The sequence below is a fragment of the Pantoea sp. SoEX genome (assembly GCF_009829945.1).
Classification (GTDB): Bacteria; Pseudomonadota; Gammaproteobacteria; order Enterobacterales; family Enterobacteriaceae; genus Pantoea_C.
This window is the reverse complement of the sequence record NZ_SZZT01000002.1, coordinates 133,376-152,509: the sequence shown is the minus strand read 5'-3', so window position 1 is coordinate 152,509 and position 19,134 is coordinate 133,376. Positions and strand designations below refer to the sequence as shown.

The following is a 19,134-nucleotide window of genomic DNA, read 5'->3' as shown; positions in this document are numbered from 1 at the left end:
ATAAATTATATAATATATTGACTTAATTAATTATTATATTATAAAATATGCGTCTATAATAATTTTTGTTATGTTAACACAATATTTAAAATTTCATTTTAAATTAAAATATTAGTTGGTAGTTTATTTAATTATTAATATCTTGTATAATTTTTATTTTGTTATTATTTTTAATATATAATAAGAAATAGTCAATATTTTAATTAACATGTTGTAAAAATTAATTTAATCAATCAATTTAGTAATTTTAATTATTTTATATTAACTTATAATTATTAAAATAACACTATAGTAGTTGGATTTTTAATGCTTACCAGCAAATATTTATTATTTACCTGTAAAAAAAATACTTCTGATAATGAAATAATTAGTTATCAATTAATGTTACGTGCAGGACTTGTTCGTAAATTATCTTCTGGTTTATATATTTGGTTACCTACTGGTATTCGTATATTAAAAAAAATTGAAAATATAATACGTACAGAAATGAATGAAATAGGTGCTTTAGAAATTTTAATGCCAATAGTACAACCTGCTGACTTATGGAAAAAAAGTAATCGTTGGGAACAGTATGGTCCAGAATTATTAAAAATTACAGATCGTCATAATAGATTATGTGTTCTCGGTCCTACACATGAAGAAGTAATTACTGATTTAATAAGCAATGAATTAAAATCATATAAGCAATTACCCTTAACTTTATATCAAATTCAGACTAAATTTAGGGATGAAATACGTTCTAGATTTGGCGTTATTAGAGCCCGTGAATTTATTATGAAAGATGCTTATTCTTTTCATCTATGTCAAGATTCTTTAGAAAAGACATATAATGTTATGTATAACTCTTATTGTAATATTTTTAATAAAATAGGATTAAATTTTCGAATAGTACAAGCAGATAATGGATCGATAGGTGGTAGTATTTCCCATGAATTTCAAGTAATATCTAATAATGGTGAAGACCGTATAGTTTTTTCAAATAAATCTAATTATGCTGCTAATATTGAGTTTGCGGAGGTATATACACCAAATGTTAAAATTTATCCTTTACCAACAGAGAAATTATTAAAGATTAATACTCCAAATGTAAATAGTATTTCATCTTTAATAAATTATTTAAATATTCCAATTGAAAAAACTGTAAAGACGATCATAGTAAAGGGAAAAAAACACAGTAATGTTAATCTAGTAGCGTTATTAATTCGTGGAGATCACGAATTGAACGAAAAAAAAGTAGAAAAACTTGAATTAGTAGATAAACCTTTAAGTTTTGCTAATGAAGAAGAAATACGTCTTATAATTGGTGCAGGATCAGGATCCATTGGACCATTAGGTTTAAAAATTCCAATGATTATAGATAACACTGTATCAAAAATGAGTGATTTTATTGCAGGAGCTAACATTGATGGTAAACACTATGTAGGTATAAATTGGGGAAGAGATTTACAATTAACTAATATAGCAGATATTCGTAATGTAGTTTCAGGAGATTTAAGCCCTGATGGAAAAGGTATATTAAAAGTTAACAATAGTATTGAAATAGGACATATCTTTCAGTTGGGCACTAAGTATTCTGATACAATAAAAGCAACAGTACAAACAAAAGATAGCACTAATAAAACTATATTAATGGGTTGTTATGGAATAGGTATAACAAGAATTATGGCTGCAGTAGTTGAACAAAATTATGATAAATATGGAATTATATGGCCTATTTCTTTATGCCCATTTCAAGTAGCAATTATTCCAATCAATATGCATTGTTCTGCGATTGTTAAAGAAGTTTCTAAAAATATATATAACACATTAATATCAAAGAAAGTTGATGTTATTCTTGACGACAGAAAAGAAAACCCAGGTGTTATGTTTGCAGATATAGAACTGATCGGTATACCACATATTATAATAGTTAGTGAAAGAAATATGAAAAATAATGCAATTGAATATAAAATACGTCGTACTGGTGAAAAAAAGATTATTAAATATGATAAGATTATTGATTTTTTATTAGAGAGTATTTAATAATTAAATTGTTATTTTATAAAATCGAATTTAAACGTTAAATATTTTTTCATTGTTATTTTTTTCTTTATTTTGATACCAAATTAATTGCCAACTATTCTGACTATTAGTAGATAATCCTTCATATGTAACGAATAGATTTGGTGCACATATAAGAATATTATTATAATATATTAAAGGAATCCGATTACGTTCCCATGGTGGGATGTTTAATTTTTGCCATATATTTTTTATTTTAGTTTTGTTTTTATGACCAACTAAATGAAAATAACCTTTTGCATAAAATTTAATACTAATTAATTCATCAAAATTAGGTAAACGTAATATTTTTTTACTATAATCAGCTTTAAGATAACCTAATTTTTCGGGTAATGTTAATATTTTGTTGCTATTTTGCCAAATTATTTTAATGTTTTTAATCGTTGGTCTGGTAACTGGCAACCAATATAGGAAATTACGAAATCGTCGTATTTCATTTTTTCCTAATTGTAAGCATGGCTGGATATCATTTCCTACTATAATTTTATGATAAATTAATTTTAATATATGATACGATGGCATTAATCCTCCTCTTTTTGCAATCCACCTTCTTAATAATGCATAAACTTTTATAGGATTCATTTCTAATAGTGGTATTAAGTATAAACTTCCGTTATCTTGCATAAGATCATTGAGTTGATTAATTAATAATTCATCAATTAAATATTCTTGTTCCTTACATAATAAACAACTTCTTGATACAGTTTTCGTAAAATTAGGCCATTTAGAAATTATTTTTGGCAATATAGAATGACGTAAAAAATTACGATCATATTTTATATTATTATTACTTTCATCTTCTATCCAGACAAGATTATATTTTTTTGCATACTGTTCTATTAATCTACGAGGATATTCTAAAAATGGTCTTAATATTTTATTTTCCCCAATTATAATGGAGGAATGTATTGCAGATAATCCAGCAGGTCCACTCCCACGTTTAAGTGCTAATATCATTGTTTCACATTGATCATCACGATTATGAGCAGTTAATAGTATTTCTTGTGGTTGCAAAGATGATATTAATGCTTTGTATCTTTCTTTACGAGCAGCAGCTTCAATACCTTGTTTATTATTTTGTTTTTCTATATTAATATTTAATATACTACAATTTATTTTCCATTTAAAACATATTGATCTACAATGATCAGCCCAATTATTTGATCTTGAGTTTAATAAATGGTTTATATGTATAACACGTATATTAGATTTAGGATAATTTCTTTTACATATATATAAACAATGTAATAAAACAGTCGAGTCAATTCCTCCACTAAATGCTACCACAATTTTAGAGTTTCTTTTTAGCAAGCAAGAAATGTTGTTAAAAAACATATACTAATAACCTATTATTTAGTAATAACTACAATCTATTTTTTATAAATCACATTCATATTAAATATGAATATGAAAATTTAAGTTAACCATATCCGTAACTCATTAAACGTTTATAACGTCTACTTATTAATTTATTTACACTTAACTTATCCAGGTAAGCTAAATCTATTATTAACTGTTTTTTAATGTTATATGATATTTCAGAAGGATTTCGGTGAGCTCCTCCTAAAGGTTCAATAATAATTGAATCTATTAATTCAAGTTCTTTTAATCTATTAGCAGTAATATTCATAGCTTCTGCTGCTAATGGTGCTTTATTAATATTTTTCCATAAAATAGAAGCACAACCCTCTGGAGAAATCACTGAATACGTACTGTACTCTAACATATTTACTTTATCACCAACACCAATAGCTAATGCACCTCCAGAACCACCTTCTCCAATAATATTACATATAACTGGTACTTTTAAAATTGACATAGTACGTAAGTTATTTGCAATAGCTTCGCATTGACCTCGTTTTTCAGCGCTTATTCCTGGATATGCACCTGGTGTATCTATAAAAGTAATAATAGGCATTTTAAATTTTTCTGCCATTTTCATCAAACGTAATGATTTGCGATAACCTTCTGGAGCTGGCATACCGAAATTTCTAATTATTTTTTCCTTGATTTCACGACCTTTCTGATGACCAATTATCATAACTGGGCGTTTATTTAAGCGAGATATTCCACCAATGATAGCTTTATCATCAGAATATAAGCGATCTCCAGATAATTCATCAAAATCATCAAATATATTACAAATGTAATCATAAGTATAAGGACGTAATGGATGACGAGATAACTGTAAAATTTGCCATGAATTTAAATTAGCAAAAATTTTGCGAGTTAAGTTAATACTTTTTTTTTTAAGTTTTTAATTTCTTCATCAATATTTATATTTGCATAGTCTAAATAATTGATTGAACTAAGTGAATTAATTTTTGCTTCTAGTTCTACTATTGGTTGTTCAAATTCTAAATACTTAAGATTCATAATTTACCTGTTTTAATTAAACTCAAGTTCTATCTTACTATTTCCTAATAGTAACTGTAACTCATTAATTGTGAGTTCATCTGGAGAAATTAACAAATTTTTACTAAATTGTAATTTTGATTGGATATCTTTTTTATTTAAATAAACACTAAGAGGAATTTTTTGTGATTTATTATGCTCGATTAATTTATTAATTTGGTGTAAAAATTTGCTGTTATACTGCTCATCGTTTATTATTATTGACAATCCACTTAGATATTTTTCACGTGCTTGTTGGATATCCATTACTTCTTGAGCAATCAATTGTATACCATTACGAAAATTATCAATTTTAATTTGTCCTTTGATAATTATAATATTATCTTTTATTAATAATGATTGATATTTTTCTAGTATTTCTGTATAAAATATTACCTCTAATTTACTAGTACTATCATCTAATATACAAATAGCAATACGATTTCTATTTTTAGTTATCATTATTTTTATTTCAACTGCTACTCCAACAACAGAAATTATCTTTCCTGGTTTGATTAAATAAGCATTTTTTAGATTAATACCGTGAGAGTAATAATTAATTTCTTTAAAGTAACAATTTATAGGATGGCCAGTAAGATATAAACCAAGTGCTTCTTTTTCAGCATCAAGTTGTTTTTTTTGTGACCAAGGAAAAACATTCTTATAATATTGTTTAATTTTTTCAGGTTTACTAGTATCAATTTCAAACATATCAAACTGTCCTGTTGTTTGTATATAGCTATTTTGATGAGAAATCTTAATTGCTTCATTAATGGAATTTATCATTGCAGCACGATTTAAATTTAAACAATCTAAAGCACCAGACATAATCAATTTTTCTATTACCCGTCGATTTATTTTTTTCGCAATCACAAGTTTGCAAAAATCAAAAAAATTCTTAAAATATCCCTGCTTTTCCCTTATACCAATAATAACTTGAATATGAGTTTTACCTAAACCCTTAATAGCACCCATACCATATAAAATCTCTTTTTTTTCACTTATAAATTCGTATAGGCTTTTATTTATATCTGGTGGAAGCACTTTTATTTTCATACGAAAACATTCATCTATTAATCCAATGATTTTTTCTGTATTATCAATATCAGCAGTCATAGCTGCAGCCATAAACTGGGCGGGAAAATGAGATTTCAACCATAAAGTTTGATAAGATAGTAATGCATATGCAACAGAATGAGATTTATTGAAACCATATCCAGCAAATTTTTCTAATAAATCAAATATTTTTGTCGCTAATATGGCATTAATTCCTGATTTTTTTGCTCCTTCTATAAAAAATGATCTTTGTTGAGCCATTTCTTTTGGATTTTTTTTACTCATAGCACGACGTAGTATATCTGCTTTTCCAGGTGTATACTTAGCAAGTATTTGAGCTATTTGCATAACTTGTTCTTGGTAAAGAATAATACCGTAAGTAGATTCTAATATTGGTTTTAAACTTTCATGCTGCCATTTAATATCAGGATAAGATATAATTTCTCTTCCATGTTTTCTATTAATAAAATTTTCTACCATACCAGATTGTAATGGTCCTGGACGGAATAGTGCTATTAATGCAATGATATCTTCGAAACAATCAGGTTTTAATCGCTTAATTAAATCTTTGATTCCACGAGATTCAAGTTGGAATACAGCAGTGGTTTCTGCAGACTGTAGCATATTAAAACTAGTTTTATCTTTTAATGAAATTTCATGAATATTTAGTAATGGTTTTTTGTGTTTATTATTACATAAATTTATCATTTTAATTGCTAAATTTATTATTGTAAGAGTTTTTAACCCTAAAAAATCAAACTTAACTAATCCAATATATTCCACATCTTTTTTATTAAATTGTGTAACTGTATTAGAACCATTTTCATCGCAATAGATAGGTGTAAAATCAGAGATTTTAGTTGGAGAAATGACTACTCCACCAGCATGTTTACCTATACTACGATTTATACCTTCTAGTTTTTTTGCAGTGTCTATAAGAATCTTAGTATCATCATCTGTTTGATAAAGTTCTAATAACCTTTTTTCAACTTTCAATGATTTTTCTAATGTCATACCTATATCAAAAGGAATTAATTTTGCAATCCTATCTACGAAACCATAAGGATATCCTAATACACGTCCGACATCTCTAATAACTGCTTTAGCTGACATAGTCCCAAAAGTAACAATCTGTGAAACAGCATCTTTACCATATATTTCATAGACATGATCGATGACCTGATCTCTTTTATCCATACAAAAATCAATATCAAAATCAGGCATTGATATACGTTCTGAATTTAAAAATCTTTCAAATATAAGATCGAATTTTATAGGATCTATATCTGTAATATTAAGTACATAAGCAACTAAAGATCCAGCACCAGAGCCACGCCCAGGACCTACAGGAATATTATTATTTTTTGCCCATTGAATAAATTCCATCACTATTAAAAAATAGCTAGGAAAACCCATTTTATTTATAGTGTTTAGTTCAGATTCAAGACGTTCATAATATTGTATTCTTTTAGTATTCCTTTCTTTCTGATCTTTAAAAAGATATTTAAGCCTATTATCTAAACCTATTTTTGATTTATTAATTAAAAAATCTTCAGGACTCACATTTCCTGTAGGAAATTTTGGTAAAAAATGTTTTCCTATTTCTAGTATAACATTACATCTTTTAGCTATTTCAACACTATTTTTTAGTGCTTCCGGTATATCTGCAAACAACTTGCACATTTCCTCTTCGCTACGCATGTATTGTTGCTCACTATAAATACAAGGACGTTTATCATCATTAATAGTATAACTATTATTTATAGCTACTCTAATTTCATGAGCATAAAAATCTTTTTTATTAATAAAACAAACTTCATTAGTTGCTAATACAGGAAGGTTTTCAGTAATAGCTAGATTTATTGCTTCATTTAGATAATCCTCTTCATGAGGACGTCCCGTTCTTATTAATTCTAAATAATAACGATCAGCAAAATTTTTTCTATAAAAATCCAAACACTTTCTTACTAATGGTTTTTTATTTAATAGTAATCCACGACCAATATCACCGTTACGCCCGCCAGAAAGAATAATCAATCCTTCTTTTAACTCACTTAACCAATCTAAATCTATAACAGGACCAGAAACTCCATATCCTCGCTTATAAGCACGCGAAATAAGTAAAATTAAATTATTGTAACCAATATTACTGGAAGCTAGAACAGTGAGTTTAGTTGATATATTATTACTAAATAATTTATTATTAACATTAAAATCAGCACCAATAATAGGCTTAATACCCATATCATAAGACATACAATAAAATTGTATTAATCCAAACATATTAGTAAAATCAGTAATTGCTATAGAAGGCATACCTAGCAAAAAGGCATTATTGACTAAGGAATGAATTTTTATTAATCCATCTATAATAGAGTAATCGCTATGAACACGTAAATGTATAAATTGTGGTTCTTCTTTTATATTCATAATATTATTAAATTTTAATTGTATTAATTATTAATCAATAATAGCCTTATATACTGGTTTAAAGCTCAGTCTATGATATGGTGTAATTCCATGTTTTTTTAGATTTTCAATATGCATTTTAGTAGGATAACCTTTATGTTGAGCAAAACCATATTGTGGATATAACGAATCTAGCATGATCATTTCTCTATCACGTGTTACTTTTGCGATAATTGATGCTGCACTAATTTCACTAACTTTGCAATCACCTTTAACAATTGCTCTAGTTGGAATTGACATATTAGGACAATGATTTCCATCTACTAGAATATAATCTGGTATAATTGATAGATTATCCACTGCTCTTTTCATTGCTAACATTGTTGCATTAAAAATATTTATTTTATCAATTTCTTGTGCTTCTGAATAACCTATACTCCATGCTAAAGAGTTTTGTATAATTTTTTTATAAAGAAATGTTCTTTTTTTTTCTGATAATTTTTTTGAATCAGATAAACCATTTATAATTTTAGTAGATGAAAAAATTACTGCTGAAGCTACTACTCTACCGACTAAAGCTCCTCTACCTACTTCATCTATACCAGCAATTAGTTTATCTTTAAACATTTACCATTCTTCCAGTACCATGTAGTATTTTATATATATAAATTAAATTTATCATTTAATAAAATGAAAGAATTTTTAGTTTTATAAAATATAAGAAATATATAAAATAAATTTTTAAATTTAATTGTTATATCATTCCTATCTAATTAATCCTCTAGTTGATTGATTAAAAAAATCACAAAAAGGTTTTATTATAATATGTTCTTTTGACATTATTTTTATTTGTGATTTAATTTCATTTAGACTTTTTCCACTTCGATAAAGTAAATTATAGATATATTTAATAGTGAGAATAGATTTTTTACTAAAATGACGACGCTTCAAACCTTCAATATTAATTCCTGAAGGAACAGCATGATTGCCATATGCAATAATATAGGGAGGTACATCTTTTACCACTCCTGAACAACCTCCTATCATTACATGTTCACCAATAGTACATTTTTGATGAACAGCTGTCATACCTCCTATTATAGTAAAATTCCCTATTGTAACATGACCTCCTAGCATTGTATTATTAGCAAAAATACAATTATCACTAATTACGCAATCATGTGCAATGTGAGTATTAACCATTAATAAATTATTATTACCTACAGTCGTAGTACCTCTTTGAATTGTACCCCTATGAATTGTAACACCTTCTCTTATACAATTATAATCACCAATATCAACGCTCATAGGTTCACCTGTATATTTTAGATCTTGATTTACTTCACCTATTGTAGAAAACTGATAAATTTTATTATATTTTCCAATTTTAGTGTGACCATTTATAACAACATGTGATTTTAATATTGTTCCTTCACCAATTTCAACATTTGATCCAATAAAGCAAAAAGGACCTATATAAACTTTTGGCCCAATAGTTGCACCTTTTTCAACAATAGAACTAACATGAATATTATTAGAATAATTATTAAGCATATTTCTTTAATTACGTGCACATAGCATAGTAGCTTCACAAACTATTTTCTTATCAACAGTAGTTACCCCCTTAAAACGAGTAATACCACAACGAGTTTTTTCAAATGCAACTTTCATAATCATTTGATCTCCTGGAACTACAGGAAGCTTAAAACGAGCATTTTCTATACCCGCAAAATAGTAAAATTCTTTGGGTTTTAATTTACCAATACTCTTAAAAGCTAAAATACCTGTTGCTTGAGCCATTGCTTCTAAAATTAAAACTCCAGGAAAAACATGTTTTCCTGGGAAATGACCCTGAAAAAATGGTTCATTAATAGAAACATTTTTTACTGCTCGCAAGTATTCGTGATTTTTTATTTCTATAACACGGTCAACTAATAGAAATGGATATCGATGAGGTAATAATTCTAAAATATCTTCAATTTTCATAGTGCGCATTTTATTAATCAAAACACTTTTCCTACTTGAAAAAACTAAATTAAGATCATAAATATAGCGTTGATAAATTCACATAAGAAAGATTTTTAATTAACCGTTAATAAATTATAAATTAGGGAAATAAAATTTTACATCTATAAAAATATTAAAATTTATTCAAATAGATATAATTATTAAAAATATTTCGAATATAAAAAATTAATTTCTATTAAATATATTTTCTTAAAATTATCAATCATTATATAAATTAAGTACATAATATGCTTCATTAGTGAAACATATTATGTACAGATGATATTAAAATCAATTGTTAAATTTTGTAAATATATTTATTTAATATTTTTTAATACTTCTTTAGTAATATCTTTTGTATTTGATACATAAGCAGTTGATTTAGAATCTAGTATTAAATTGTAATTATGTTTTTTTGCAATTTTTTTTATTGCATTTTGAATTCTGATTAATATCTTATTTCTTTCTTCTATTTGACAGCGACGTCTATCTTGTTCAAATTTTTGAGCTTTAAGTGAAAAAATATTTTGTTGTTTTATAATATCTTTTTCAAGTTGTTTTTTTTCAGTTAATTTCATAACCGATTTATTACGATTTAATTTATTAAGTTTATCTTTTAAATTACCTTCTTGTATCTTTAATTCATTAGCACGAATTTTAAATTCATTTTCTATTTTTTTTGTAAAATTAGTTTTTTTAGGTAATTTTTGTAAAAGATCATATATATTTACAACAGCAATATTATCATAAGCTTGTACATAATTTGATAAGATTAAAATAATAAATAAAGATGTTAAATAAAAAAATTGTTTCATAAACATTATCCATAATCCGCTATTGCTATAATCAATTCACTAGTAATACAATATTTATATATCAATTAAAAATCGACAATATATTGTTTATAATAGTTTATTAACATTAATATTATTACCATGTTTTACCAATATAAAGTTGAAAATTATCTATTTTATCTCCATTATACGTTTTTATTGGTATAGCATAAGAAAATTCTAAGGGACCAATAGGTGATGCCCATTTAAAAGAAACACCAGCAGATATTCTAATATTACTAGGAGAATTATAATCTGGCATATTTTTAATATTTTTACCTTTATAAGTTGTTTTCCATTTGGTATCCCATACATTCCCAAAATCACAAAACAAAGATGTCCTTATAGATTCAGCTAATTTTTTATTTAATAACGGAATAGGAAATATCAATTCTAAACTACCGTTAAATAATGCATTACCTCCTATTGTATCTGTTGATACTGTACATTCTTTAGATGATATACAATTAGGGGACAATGACTTTAAAGTTTTTAAATAAACTGATTTCGGACCTACAGTATTCGTTTGAAAACCTCTTATTGTTTTTGGACCACCAGAATAAAAATTTTCATAAAAAGGCATTTCGTGATTTCTAAAAAAACCTGCACCATAACCTAGCCTAAAGCATCCTACCAAGATCCAAGTATTACTTTCATTGATTGGCAAATATTTACTACTATCTAGGGAAATCTTAAAAAAATTATTTCGTGCTTTTAAAACATTAATTTTACTATTTAAATTTATAGAAGATCCTAACAAAGGAAATAATGATTGTTCTAAAGTATCATAATCCCATCCTATGTTAATATTGAAATCATTGGTTAAAAAATGTGCATCTTTTTTTGAAATATCAAAGTTTTCAATATATTTCAAGTACCTATATACAGATATTTGAGGAGAAATATTGTAAATATTATTTTTAATAAAACCTAATCCAACATTTAATGTATTTTCATTATTAATCGGAAAACCTAATGAAGTATCTATACCGTAACTTATATTATTATATCCATAAGATTTATCACTTGATGTCATTCTATTGTAAAAAAAGTGATTAGTTAAACTGATACCATTCACTGTAAAATAAGGATCTATTAATAAAAGATCACCTTGTTTTTGTACCATATCTTTGACAGCATTTATTTTAAAAATATGTCCAGTACCTAACCAATTATTCTGGTTTATATTAACCTGAAAATTCAGAAGATTTTTTTTACCATATCCAACTCCTAATTTAATTCCTCCAGTCTTATGTTCTTTTACTTTATAGATTAAATCCACTTGATCTCGTTGGTTTGGTAAAAAATTTTTTTCTAATTCAACTTGATCAAAATAACTAGTACCTTTTAAAATATTAGTACTTTGATCAACTAAATTGCTATTGAGCCAATCGCCCTCTATTTGTTGCAATTTACGACGCAAGACACTATCTTTTGATATATAGTTACCTTTAAAATAGATGTGACGAACATGGTATCTTTTTCCTGAATTAACATTAAAATATATTTTCACTTTTTTATTCAAATCGTCTATCTTATAATTTACCCGTATGATTGGATATGCATACCCGTAATCAACGATTATACTATTAATTTTATGTTTGGCTTTTTTGATATTTTCAATATTATATATATCACCTATACCAATTTTAATGTTATTTTTTAATTCTTCTAACTTATTATTAAGATTACTGCGAAATTTCACCCCTGATATTTTATATTGATTGCCTTCATTAATATTTACAGTAATATAAATTTTGTTTTTGTTAGGTGTTAGACTTAATTTAGTGGATTTTATTTTAAAACGTAAATAACCATTTTTAAGATAAAAATTACGCAAATTTGTAAGTGCTTCTTCTAATGTTTCTTTCTTATAAGTATGAATTTTAGTTATATCCCACCAGTTTATTTTATCTCTTAATTCAAATAAAGATATTAGTTTTTTATAAGTAAAATTTTTATTCCCAATTATATTAATTTGATCAATTTTTGTAAAAACACTTTCTTTTAATATGAACGTAACATTAGCATAATTATTAGGCAATGGTGTAACAACGCTTTTTATATTGAAATTATACTTTCCTATATTATAATAAAATTCTTCAAACGATTTTTTAGTTAAGAAAAGCAAACTCCGATTTAAAACATTTCCAGCAGATATATTTGAATGTTCAAGTATTTTTTCTATTTTATCTTTTGGAATAACTTCACTACCTACTATATTAACTTTAGATATAATAGGTAATTCCTTTACTTTAATGGTTAAGGTATTTTTATTTTTTATAACCTTAACTTTTTCAAAATTATTTGTTGAATATAATGATCTAATAATGTTTTCAATTACATCACCGTTAATTTTATCACCAACCTTTATATTTATTTTAGGTGATAGTGAATCTATAGAAACTCTTGAAAAACCTTCACAATTAATATTATTAATTCTATTAGATGCATAAGTACTAATACTAATAGAAATTAATATAGTTAAAAATAATTTTTTTATTGTCATTTGTATTGTAATTTTCCTCCCAAATCTGTTTTTATAATGAATTGTAATTGCTTATAAAATGTGAAATATCATTAGATAGTGCAATTGTTATGAAAATAATCAGAATACTAAAACCTATCCAAGAAAAAATATTCTGTATTTGATTAGATAGAGGTTTTTGTATTATTTTTTCTATTATTAAAAATAATAGATGTCCACCATCTAGAATGGGTAAAGGAAGTAAATTAAAAACGAAAAGGTTGATACTAATTAAAGATAAAAATGATAAGTAATGAGCTATTCCGCGTTTAGCTGATATACTTGCTCCATGAGCTATGGTAATTGGACCACTCAAATTGTCTACGTTAAAATTACCATTTACTAAATTACATATCGAAGAAATAATTAGTTTAATTAATTGTGATGTTTTTATGATAGAATGTTTAAATGAAGAAAATAAATTGTATCTGTGTATTATCTTGTAATTTTCAGGGAAAATAATTTGTGGTACTATTGACAAATTATTTGTATTACTACTTTCAATAATTTTATCTACATTAAGTTTGAATTGTAAAATCTTATTTTTACGATTTACTTCTATTTGAATATCTTTTTTTTGATAGTCTTTTATATAATTTATAAAAGGTTTTGCATTTACTAATTTATTACCATCTAATTTAGTTATAATATCACCTACTTGTAAATTATGTTCATTTGTTATGTTAATATCATTTGATTTAGTTACTAGAAATTTGATGATAGGAAGTAATGGTACAATACCTACAATATCTAATGGATCTTTAACTTGTTGATCGAAATTCAATTTATTTAAATTCAATTTTTTTGTATAAATAATATTTTCATTAATGTTAGAAAATGTTAACGTGACACTAGATTTTTTATTTTTAGAAATTAATGCCATACGTACTGTATCCCAGTCTGGTGTATTAATATCATCAATTTTCTTAATTTCCATGCCAGCAGTAATTTGTAATTTTTCTATCGGTGATTCTTTTATAACTTTTCCAATAATTGGAGAAAGTGTTACAGTACTTTGGAAAAATACTATAAAATACATAAAAATCGCCATTATTAAATTAGCAACAGGACCAGACAAAATAATTAAAACTCTTTTCCAAATTGGTTTTCTATTGAATGTTTTATGGAGTAAATGCAAAGGAACTTCATCTGAACGTTCATCTAACATTTTAACATAGCCACCAAAAGGAAATATTGAAATAACAAATTCAGTATCATAAATATTAAATCTAATAATAGATTTACCAAATCCAATAGAAAAACAAATTACTTTAACACCAAAAATTTTGGCCATAAAAAAATGGCCACATTCGTGTACTGTTACTAATAAACTAAAAGTAATTATAAAAAGAGCAATATTCCAGATCATATTTGACATGTTTGTAAAATCCTCAAAACTATTTAATAGAAGCAGCTATAAATAAACTAAATATCGGAATAACTGAAGTTAAACTGTCTATACGATCAAGAATACCGCCATGTCCAGGAATTATATTACCACTATCTTTAACACCAATTTCACGTTTCATCATACTCTCAGTAAGATCTCCTAAAAGAGAAGCAAAAGTAATTAAAATTGGAAATATTAATAAATATTTTTTTGGAAAATCTATTATTTGTAACTGAAAAAACAAAATATTTATTAAAAATGAAAAAATTAAGCTACATAAGAAACCTTCCCAAGTTTTATTTGGAGAAATTTTAGGTGCTAACTTATGTTTACCAAAAATATTTCCAAAAAAATAAGCACTAGAATCTATGCAACATACTAAAAGTATAATAAATAAAATTTGCCAAGATCCAGTAAATCTATCTTTACTATAATTTAAGTATCTAAATACATCTAAGATATAAAAGAAAGGAATAAGAGTAAAAATACCAAAAACAATACGTATTAGATTAGAATTTTTCCAAATAATAGAAGATATAGGATAGGTTAATACTAGAAATAATGCTATTATCCACCAGAATACAGAGAGGTATAATAATAAAATTATTATTGAGGAATTAATACTATATTGGTAAATATGAAGAAAGATCATCAATATAAATAATATTATACCAAATAAAATAGATATTAATATGCGTTTATAAAATAAAACTATTCCAGATAATTTACTCCATTCCCAAGCGGCGAGCAAACATATAGATAAAATAATTAGCTCAAAATTGAATTGAGATAATAAAAATAATGTACAAATCGTAAAAAAAATCAAAATTAATGCGGTAAAAAAACGGTTTTTTAGCACAGATACCCCCCCTATCTTATTTAGTAGTATCCGTTAATATCCTACCATAACGTCTTTCTCTTAAATAAAATGATTTCAAAGCAGTATCAAAAACATTTTCATCAAAATCAGGCCACAAAACATTAGTAAAATAAAATTCAGCATAAGCAATCTGCCATAATAGAAAATTACTAATTCTACACTCACCACCTGTTCTTATTAATAAATCTACTGCAGGTAATTCCTTAGTAGCCAGATGAAATTCCAAACTATCTTCTGTTATATGCTCAGGTGATAATAATCCCTTTTTTACTTTATTTGCTATTTTTTTTACACCTTTGATTATATCCCATCTGCCATCATAATTAGCAGCTATGTTAAGTATTAATTTGTTATTATTTTTAGTTAACATTTCAGCATAGTTAATACGATCTTGAATAAGATTATTAAAAACAGTAATATCACCAATGATACGTAAGCAAATACCATGCCGATTAAGAAGTTCTACTTCTATTGCTAAAGCTGACATAAACAATTCTATTAAAGATGTCACTTCTTGTTCCGGACGATACCAATTATCCCTGCTAAAAGCATACAGTGTCAATATTTTAATATTATGATTTAAAGCAAAACTAATAGACTTCTTTACTGATTCAACACCTGCTTTATGACCATAAATACGAGATTTTTCTTTATTAATTGCCCAACGACCATTTCCATCCATAATAATTGCTACATGAGATGGATTGTTCTTTTGGTTAATATGAAATGAATTATCATAAGACATAATACATAATTTATTTCTTCCAATACGAAAAAGGTTTTATTTTATTATAGTATGATTGAGAAAAATTTAATATATTAATGCATTTATCATGTATTGTAGTTAACTATAACATTGTCAATTAAATCAATCAAACAGTATTACTATAATAATTATTATTAATAATTAAATAAAACTAACTTTTTTTCAGCAATATTTCGGGATATTCGATCTATTTCTAGTACTGCTTCTAATGAAGTTGGTTCTTTACAAGAAAATGCTGTTAAAACAGCTTTATTTAAATAAGCAATATCAGTAAATTTAATTTTTCTATTTAAAAAAGCTTCTACAGCAATTTCATTAGCAGCATTTAAGATAATAGTTGCTGCTTGTCCATCGTTACAAGCATCTAGCATTAATTTTAAACATGGATAACGGATGAAATCTAGTTTTTCAAAAGTAAAAGAAGAAATATTAGCGAAATCAAGTGGGGTTACACCTGTCTTTATTCTTGAAGGCCAAGCCATAGTATTAGCAATTGGTATTCGCATATCAGGATTTCCTAACTGTGCTAAAACACTACCATCACAATATCTTACCATAGAATGAATTATTGACTGAGGATGTAATATAAGTTCTATTTGCTTGGCATTAGCATTAAATAACCAACGAGCTTCAACATATTCTAAACCTTTATTCATCATTGTCGCAGAGTCCACAGAAATTTTACGTCCCATAGACCAATTAGGATGTGCACAAGCTTCGTCAGGAGATATTCTATTTAAATTTTTTAAATCTATATTAAGAAAAGGTCCACCAGATCCCGTAATAATAATTGATTCAATACCATTGTCTTGTAATTCAGCAAATCCTAAATGATTTTGAACCTCAAATGGTAAAATTTGAAAAATTGCATTATGCTCACTATCAACTGGAAGTAATTTTGCATTATATTTTTTTACTGCTTCCATAAATATACGACCGCAAGTAACTAAAGATTCTTTATTAGCAAGTAATACTGTTTTTCCAGCACGAATTGCTGACAATGTAGGTAGTAATCCTGATGTACCAACTATAGCTGCCATTACTTGATCTACTTCATTAAGTCTAGCTAATTCACATGCCATTTTAATGCCAGACAAAACTTCAGTATGTACTTTAAGAGATCTTAATTTCTTACGTACTTTTTTAGCTGCTAGTTCACTAGCCATAGCAGCATAAATAGGTTGAAATAATTTACATTGTTGCACCATTAATTCAACATTTTCACCAGCAACTAGTGCTATAACTTGATAAAGTTCCGGATTAACACGAATTACTTCTAATGTATTAATGCCAACAGATCCTGTTGAACCCAACAGGGTTAATCTTTTCATGACACTTTCCATATGAAGCAAAAAAATTATTTACTATTATAAAGTTATAATAATATTTAAAATTTCATTAATTCATTTTCTTTATTAAAAAGAAAAATATCAATTTGAGTAATATATTTCTGAGTTATTTTTTGAATATCACCTTGCCATATATATTCTTCATCTTGACTTATTTTTTTTTCTTTAAACATATTTCTAATTTTATCGTTATTATCTCTTCTAATATTTCTTATTGAAATACGAGTTTGTTCAGCAGTATTTCTTACAATTTTAATTAATTCTTTCCTCCGTTCTTCAGTTAACATGGGTATGGGAACATAAATATTGTTACCTTTAGAAATAGGATTTAAACCTAAATCAGATGCTTTAATAGCATCTTCAATAAGATTTATGATAGAGCTATCAAATACATTTATTTTTAATGTTCTTGTATTTTCTACATTTATGTTGGATAATTTGTAAATAGGTGTTAAATTGCCATAATATTTCACTGTAATATTATCTAATAAAGTAGTAGAAGCACGTCCTGTACGAATTTTATTGATTATCTTCTTAAATAAAATAATACACTTATCCATACGTATTTCAGTATCTTTTTTTATATCATTAATCACTTTACAAAACCCTTGTATCTATATTAATTAATGTTTTAAATAACTGATAAATTTTGTTAAGTTGATTCTTATTTTTTTATTAATATTAATTTTTAATTATAGTTCCTTCTTTTTTTCCTATAACTATACAACGTAGTGCACCACGTTTATTTATGTTAAAAACATGAATCGGCAAATTATGAGCACGAGCTAATGTAAATGCAGTTAGATCCATTATTTTTAATTCTTGATTTAATACCTGAGAGTATGTTACTTGTTCATATAATATAGCATTGACATTATGAGTAGGATCAGATGAGTATACGCCATCTACCTTAGTAGCTTTCAATACTACATTTGCTTCAATTTCAATTCCACGTAAACAAGCTGCAGAATCAGTAGTAAAAAAAGGATTGCCAATACCAGCAGAAAATATTACAACATGGTTTTTTCGTAAAAGGTCAATAGCTTTTGACCAATTATAATCATCACAAACTCCGGTTAATGGAATTGCTGACATTAAACAAGCATTTATATAAGCTCGATGTAAAGAATCACGAAGCGCTAAACCATTCATTACAGTTGCCAACATACCCATATGATCACCTACTACTCTATTCATTCCTACTTTAGAAAGACCTTTACCGCGAAATAAATTACCTCCGCCAATAACTATTGCAACTTGTACTCCTAATTTAACTAGTTCTTTTATTTCTTGTGCTACAAGATCAAGAAAACTTGCATCAATACCAAAACTTTCATTTCCTTGTAATGCCTCACCACTTAACTTCAGAAGAACACGTTGATAAACAATATTGTTGTTATTTATCATAGTAAATTATCCCTGAGAAAATTATATAAAGGAAATATAAAATCTGGTCGATTGT

General features: G+C 26.1%; 14 protein-coding genes and 1 pseudogene. 1 reads left to right on the top strand and 14 read right to left on the bottom strand.

What is annotated here, in order from left to right; genetic code table 11:
* Positions 1 to 306 precede the first annotated feature (306 nt).
* Entirely contained in the window at positions 307 to 2,022 is a 1,716-nt protein-coding gene (locus tag FD726_RS02115; RefSeq protein ID WP_159989942.1) for a proline--tRNA ligase, read from the top strand.
* Between the two features lie 30 nt (positions 2,023 to 2,052).
* Here the strand turns inward: FD726_RS02115 and tilS are convergent, their stop codons facing one another.
* From tilS to pyrH, 14 genes and pseudogenes are all read right to left on the bottom strand, one after another.
* Positions 2,053 to 3,396 carry a tRNA lysidine(34) synthetase TilS gene (tilS, locus tag FD726_RS02110; protein ID WP_159989941.1) on the bottom strand — a complete coding sequence of 448 codons (1,344 nt, stop codon included), beginning with the start codon at positions 3,394 to 3,396 and terminating at the stop codon, positions 2,053 to 2,055.
* Between the two features lie 85 nt (positions 3,397 to 3,481).
* Positions 3,482 to 4,437, bottom strand: a pseudogene (gene accA, locus FD726_RS02105) (acetyl-CoA carboxylase carboxyl transferase subunit alpha).
* Positions 4,438 to 4,449: 12 nt separating this feature from the next.
* Positions 4,450 to 7,941, bottom strand: a complete 3,492-nt coding sequence (gene dnaE, locus FD726_RS02100; protein ID WP_159989940.1) for a DNA polymerase III subunit alpha — start codon at positions 7,939 to 7,941, stop codon at positions 4,450 to 4,452.
* A 30-nt stretch (positions 7,942 to 7,971) separates the two neighbouring features.
* A complete protein-coding gene (gene rnhB, locus FD726_RS02095) occupies positions 7,972 to 8,547 on the bottom strand; it encodes a ribonuclease HII (RefSeq protein ID WP_159989939.1) in 576 nt (191 codons plus the stop codon).
* Positions 8,548 to 8,685: 138 nt separating this feature from the next.
* Positions 8,686 to 9,474, bottom strand: coding sequence for an acyl-ACP--UDP-N-acetylglucosamine O-acyltransferase (gene lpxA, locus FD726_RS02090; RefSeq protein ID WP_159989938.1), 789 nt, complete (start codon positions 9,472 to 9,474; stop codon positions 8,686 to 8,688).
* A gap of 6 nt (positions 9,475 to 9,480) precedes the next feature.
* Positions 9,481 to 9,915, bottom strand: a complete 435-nt coding sequence (gene fabZ / locus FD726_RS02085; protein WP_159989948.1) for a 3-hydroxyacyl-ACP dehydratase FabZ — start codon at positions 9,913 to 9,915, stop codon at positions 9,481 to 9,483.
* 329 nt (positions 9,916 to 10,244) lie between these two features.
* A complete protein-coding gene (locus FD726_RS02080; RefSeq protein ID WP_159989937.1) occupies positions 10,245 to 10,742 on the bottom strand; it encodes an OmpH family outer membrane protein in 498 nt (165 codons plus the stop codon).
* A 115-nt stretch (positions 10,743 to 10,857) separates the two neighbouring features.
* Positions 10,858 to 13,269 carry an outer membrane protein assembly factor BamA gene (gene bamA / locus FD726_RS02075; protein WP_159989936.1) on the bottom strand — a complete coding sequence of 804 codons (2,412 nt, stop codon included), beginning with the start codon at positions 13,267 to 13,269 and terminating at the stop codon, positions 10,858 to 10,860.
* 31 nt (positions 13,270 to 13,300) lie between these two features.
* Complete coding sequence (gene rseP / locus FD726_RS02070) at positions 13,301 to 14,665, bottom strand: RIP metalloprotease RseP (protein ID WP_159989935.1); 1,365 nt, start codon at positions 14,663 to 14,665, stop codon at positions 13,301 to 13,303.
* Between the two features lie 19 nt (positions 14,666 to 14,684).
* Positions 14,685 to 15,536 carry a phosphatidate cytidylyltransferase gene (locus tag FD726_RS02065; protein WP_159989934.1) on the bottom strand — a complete coding sequence of 284 codons (852 nt, stop codon included), beginning with the start codon at positions 15,534 to 15,536 and terminating at the stop codon, positions 14,685 to 14,687.
* 16 nt (positions 15,537 to 15,552) lie between these two features.
* Complete coding sequence (uppS, locus tag FD726_RS02060) at positions 15,553 to 16,302, bottom strand: polyprenyl diphosphate synthase (RefSeq protein WP_159989933.1); 750 nt, start codon at positions 16,300 to 16,302, stop codon at positions 15,553 to 15,555.
* Positions 16,303 to 16,457: 155 nt separating this feature from the next.
* Positions 16,458 to 17,654, bottom strand: a complete 1,197-nt coding sequence (gene ispC, locus FD726_RS02055; protein WP_159989932.1) for a 1-deoxy-D-xylulose-5-phosphate reductoisomerase — start codon at positions 17,652 to 17,654, stop codon at positions 16,458 to 16,460.
* Positions 17,655 to 17,710: 56 nt separating this feature from the next.
* Positions 17,711 to 18,268, bottom strand: coding sequence for a ribosome recycling factor (gene frr / locus FD726_RS02050; RefSeq protein WP_159989931.1), 558 nt, complete (start codon positions 18,266 to 18,268; stop codon positions 17,711 to 17,713).
* Between the two features lie 85 nt (positions 18,269 to 18,353).
* Positions 18,354 to 19,079, bottom strand: a complete 726-nt coding sequence (gene pyrH, locus FD726_RS02045; RefSeq protein WP_159989930.1) for a UMP kinase — start codon at positions 19,077 to 19,079, stop codon at positions 18,354 to 18,356.
* Between the last annotated feature and the right edge of the window lie 55 nt (positions 19,080 to 19,134).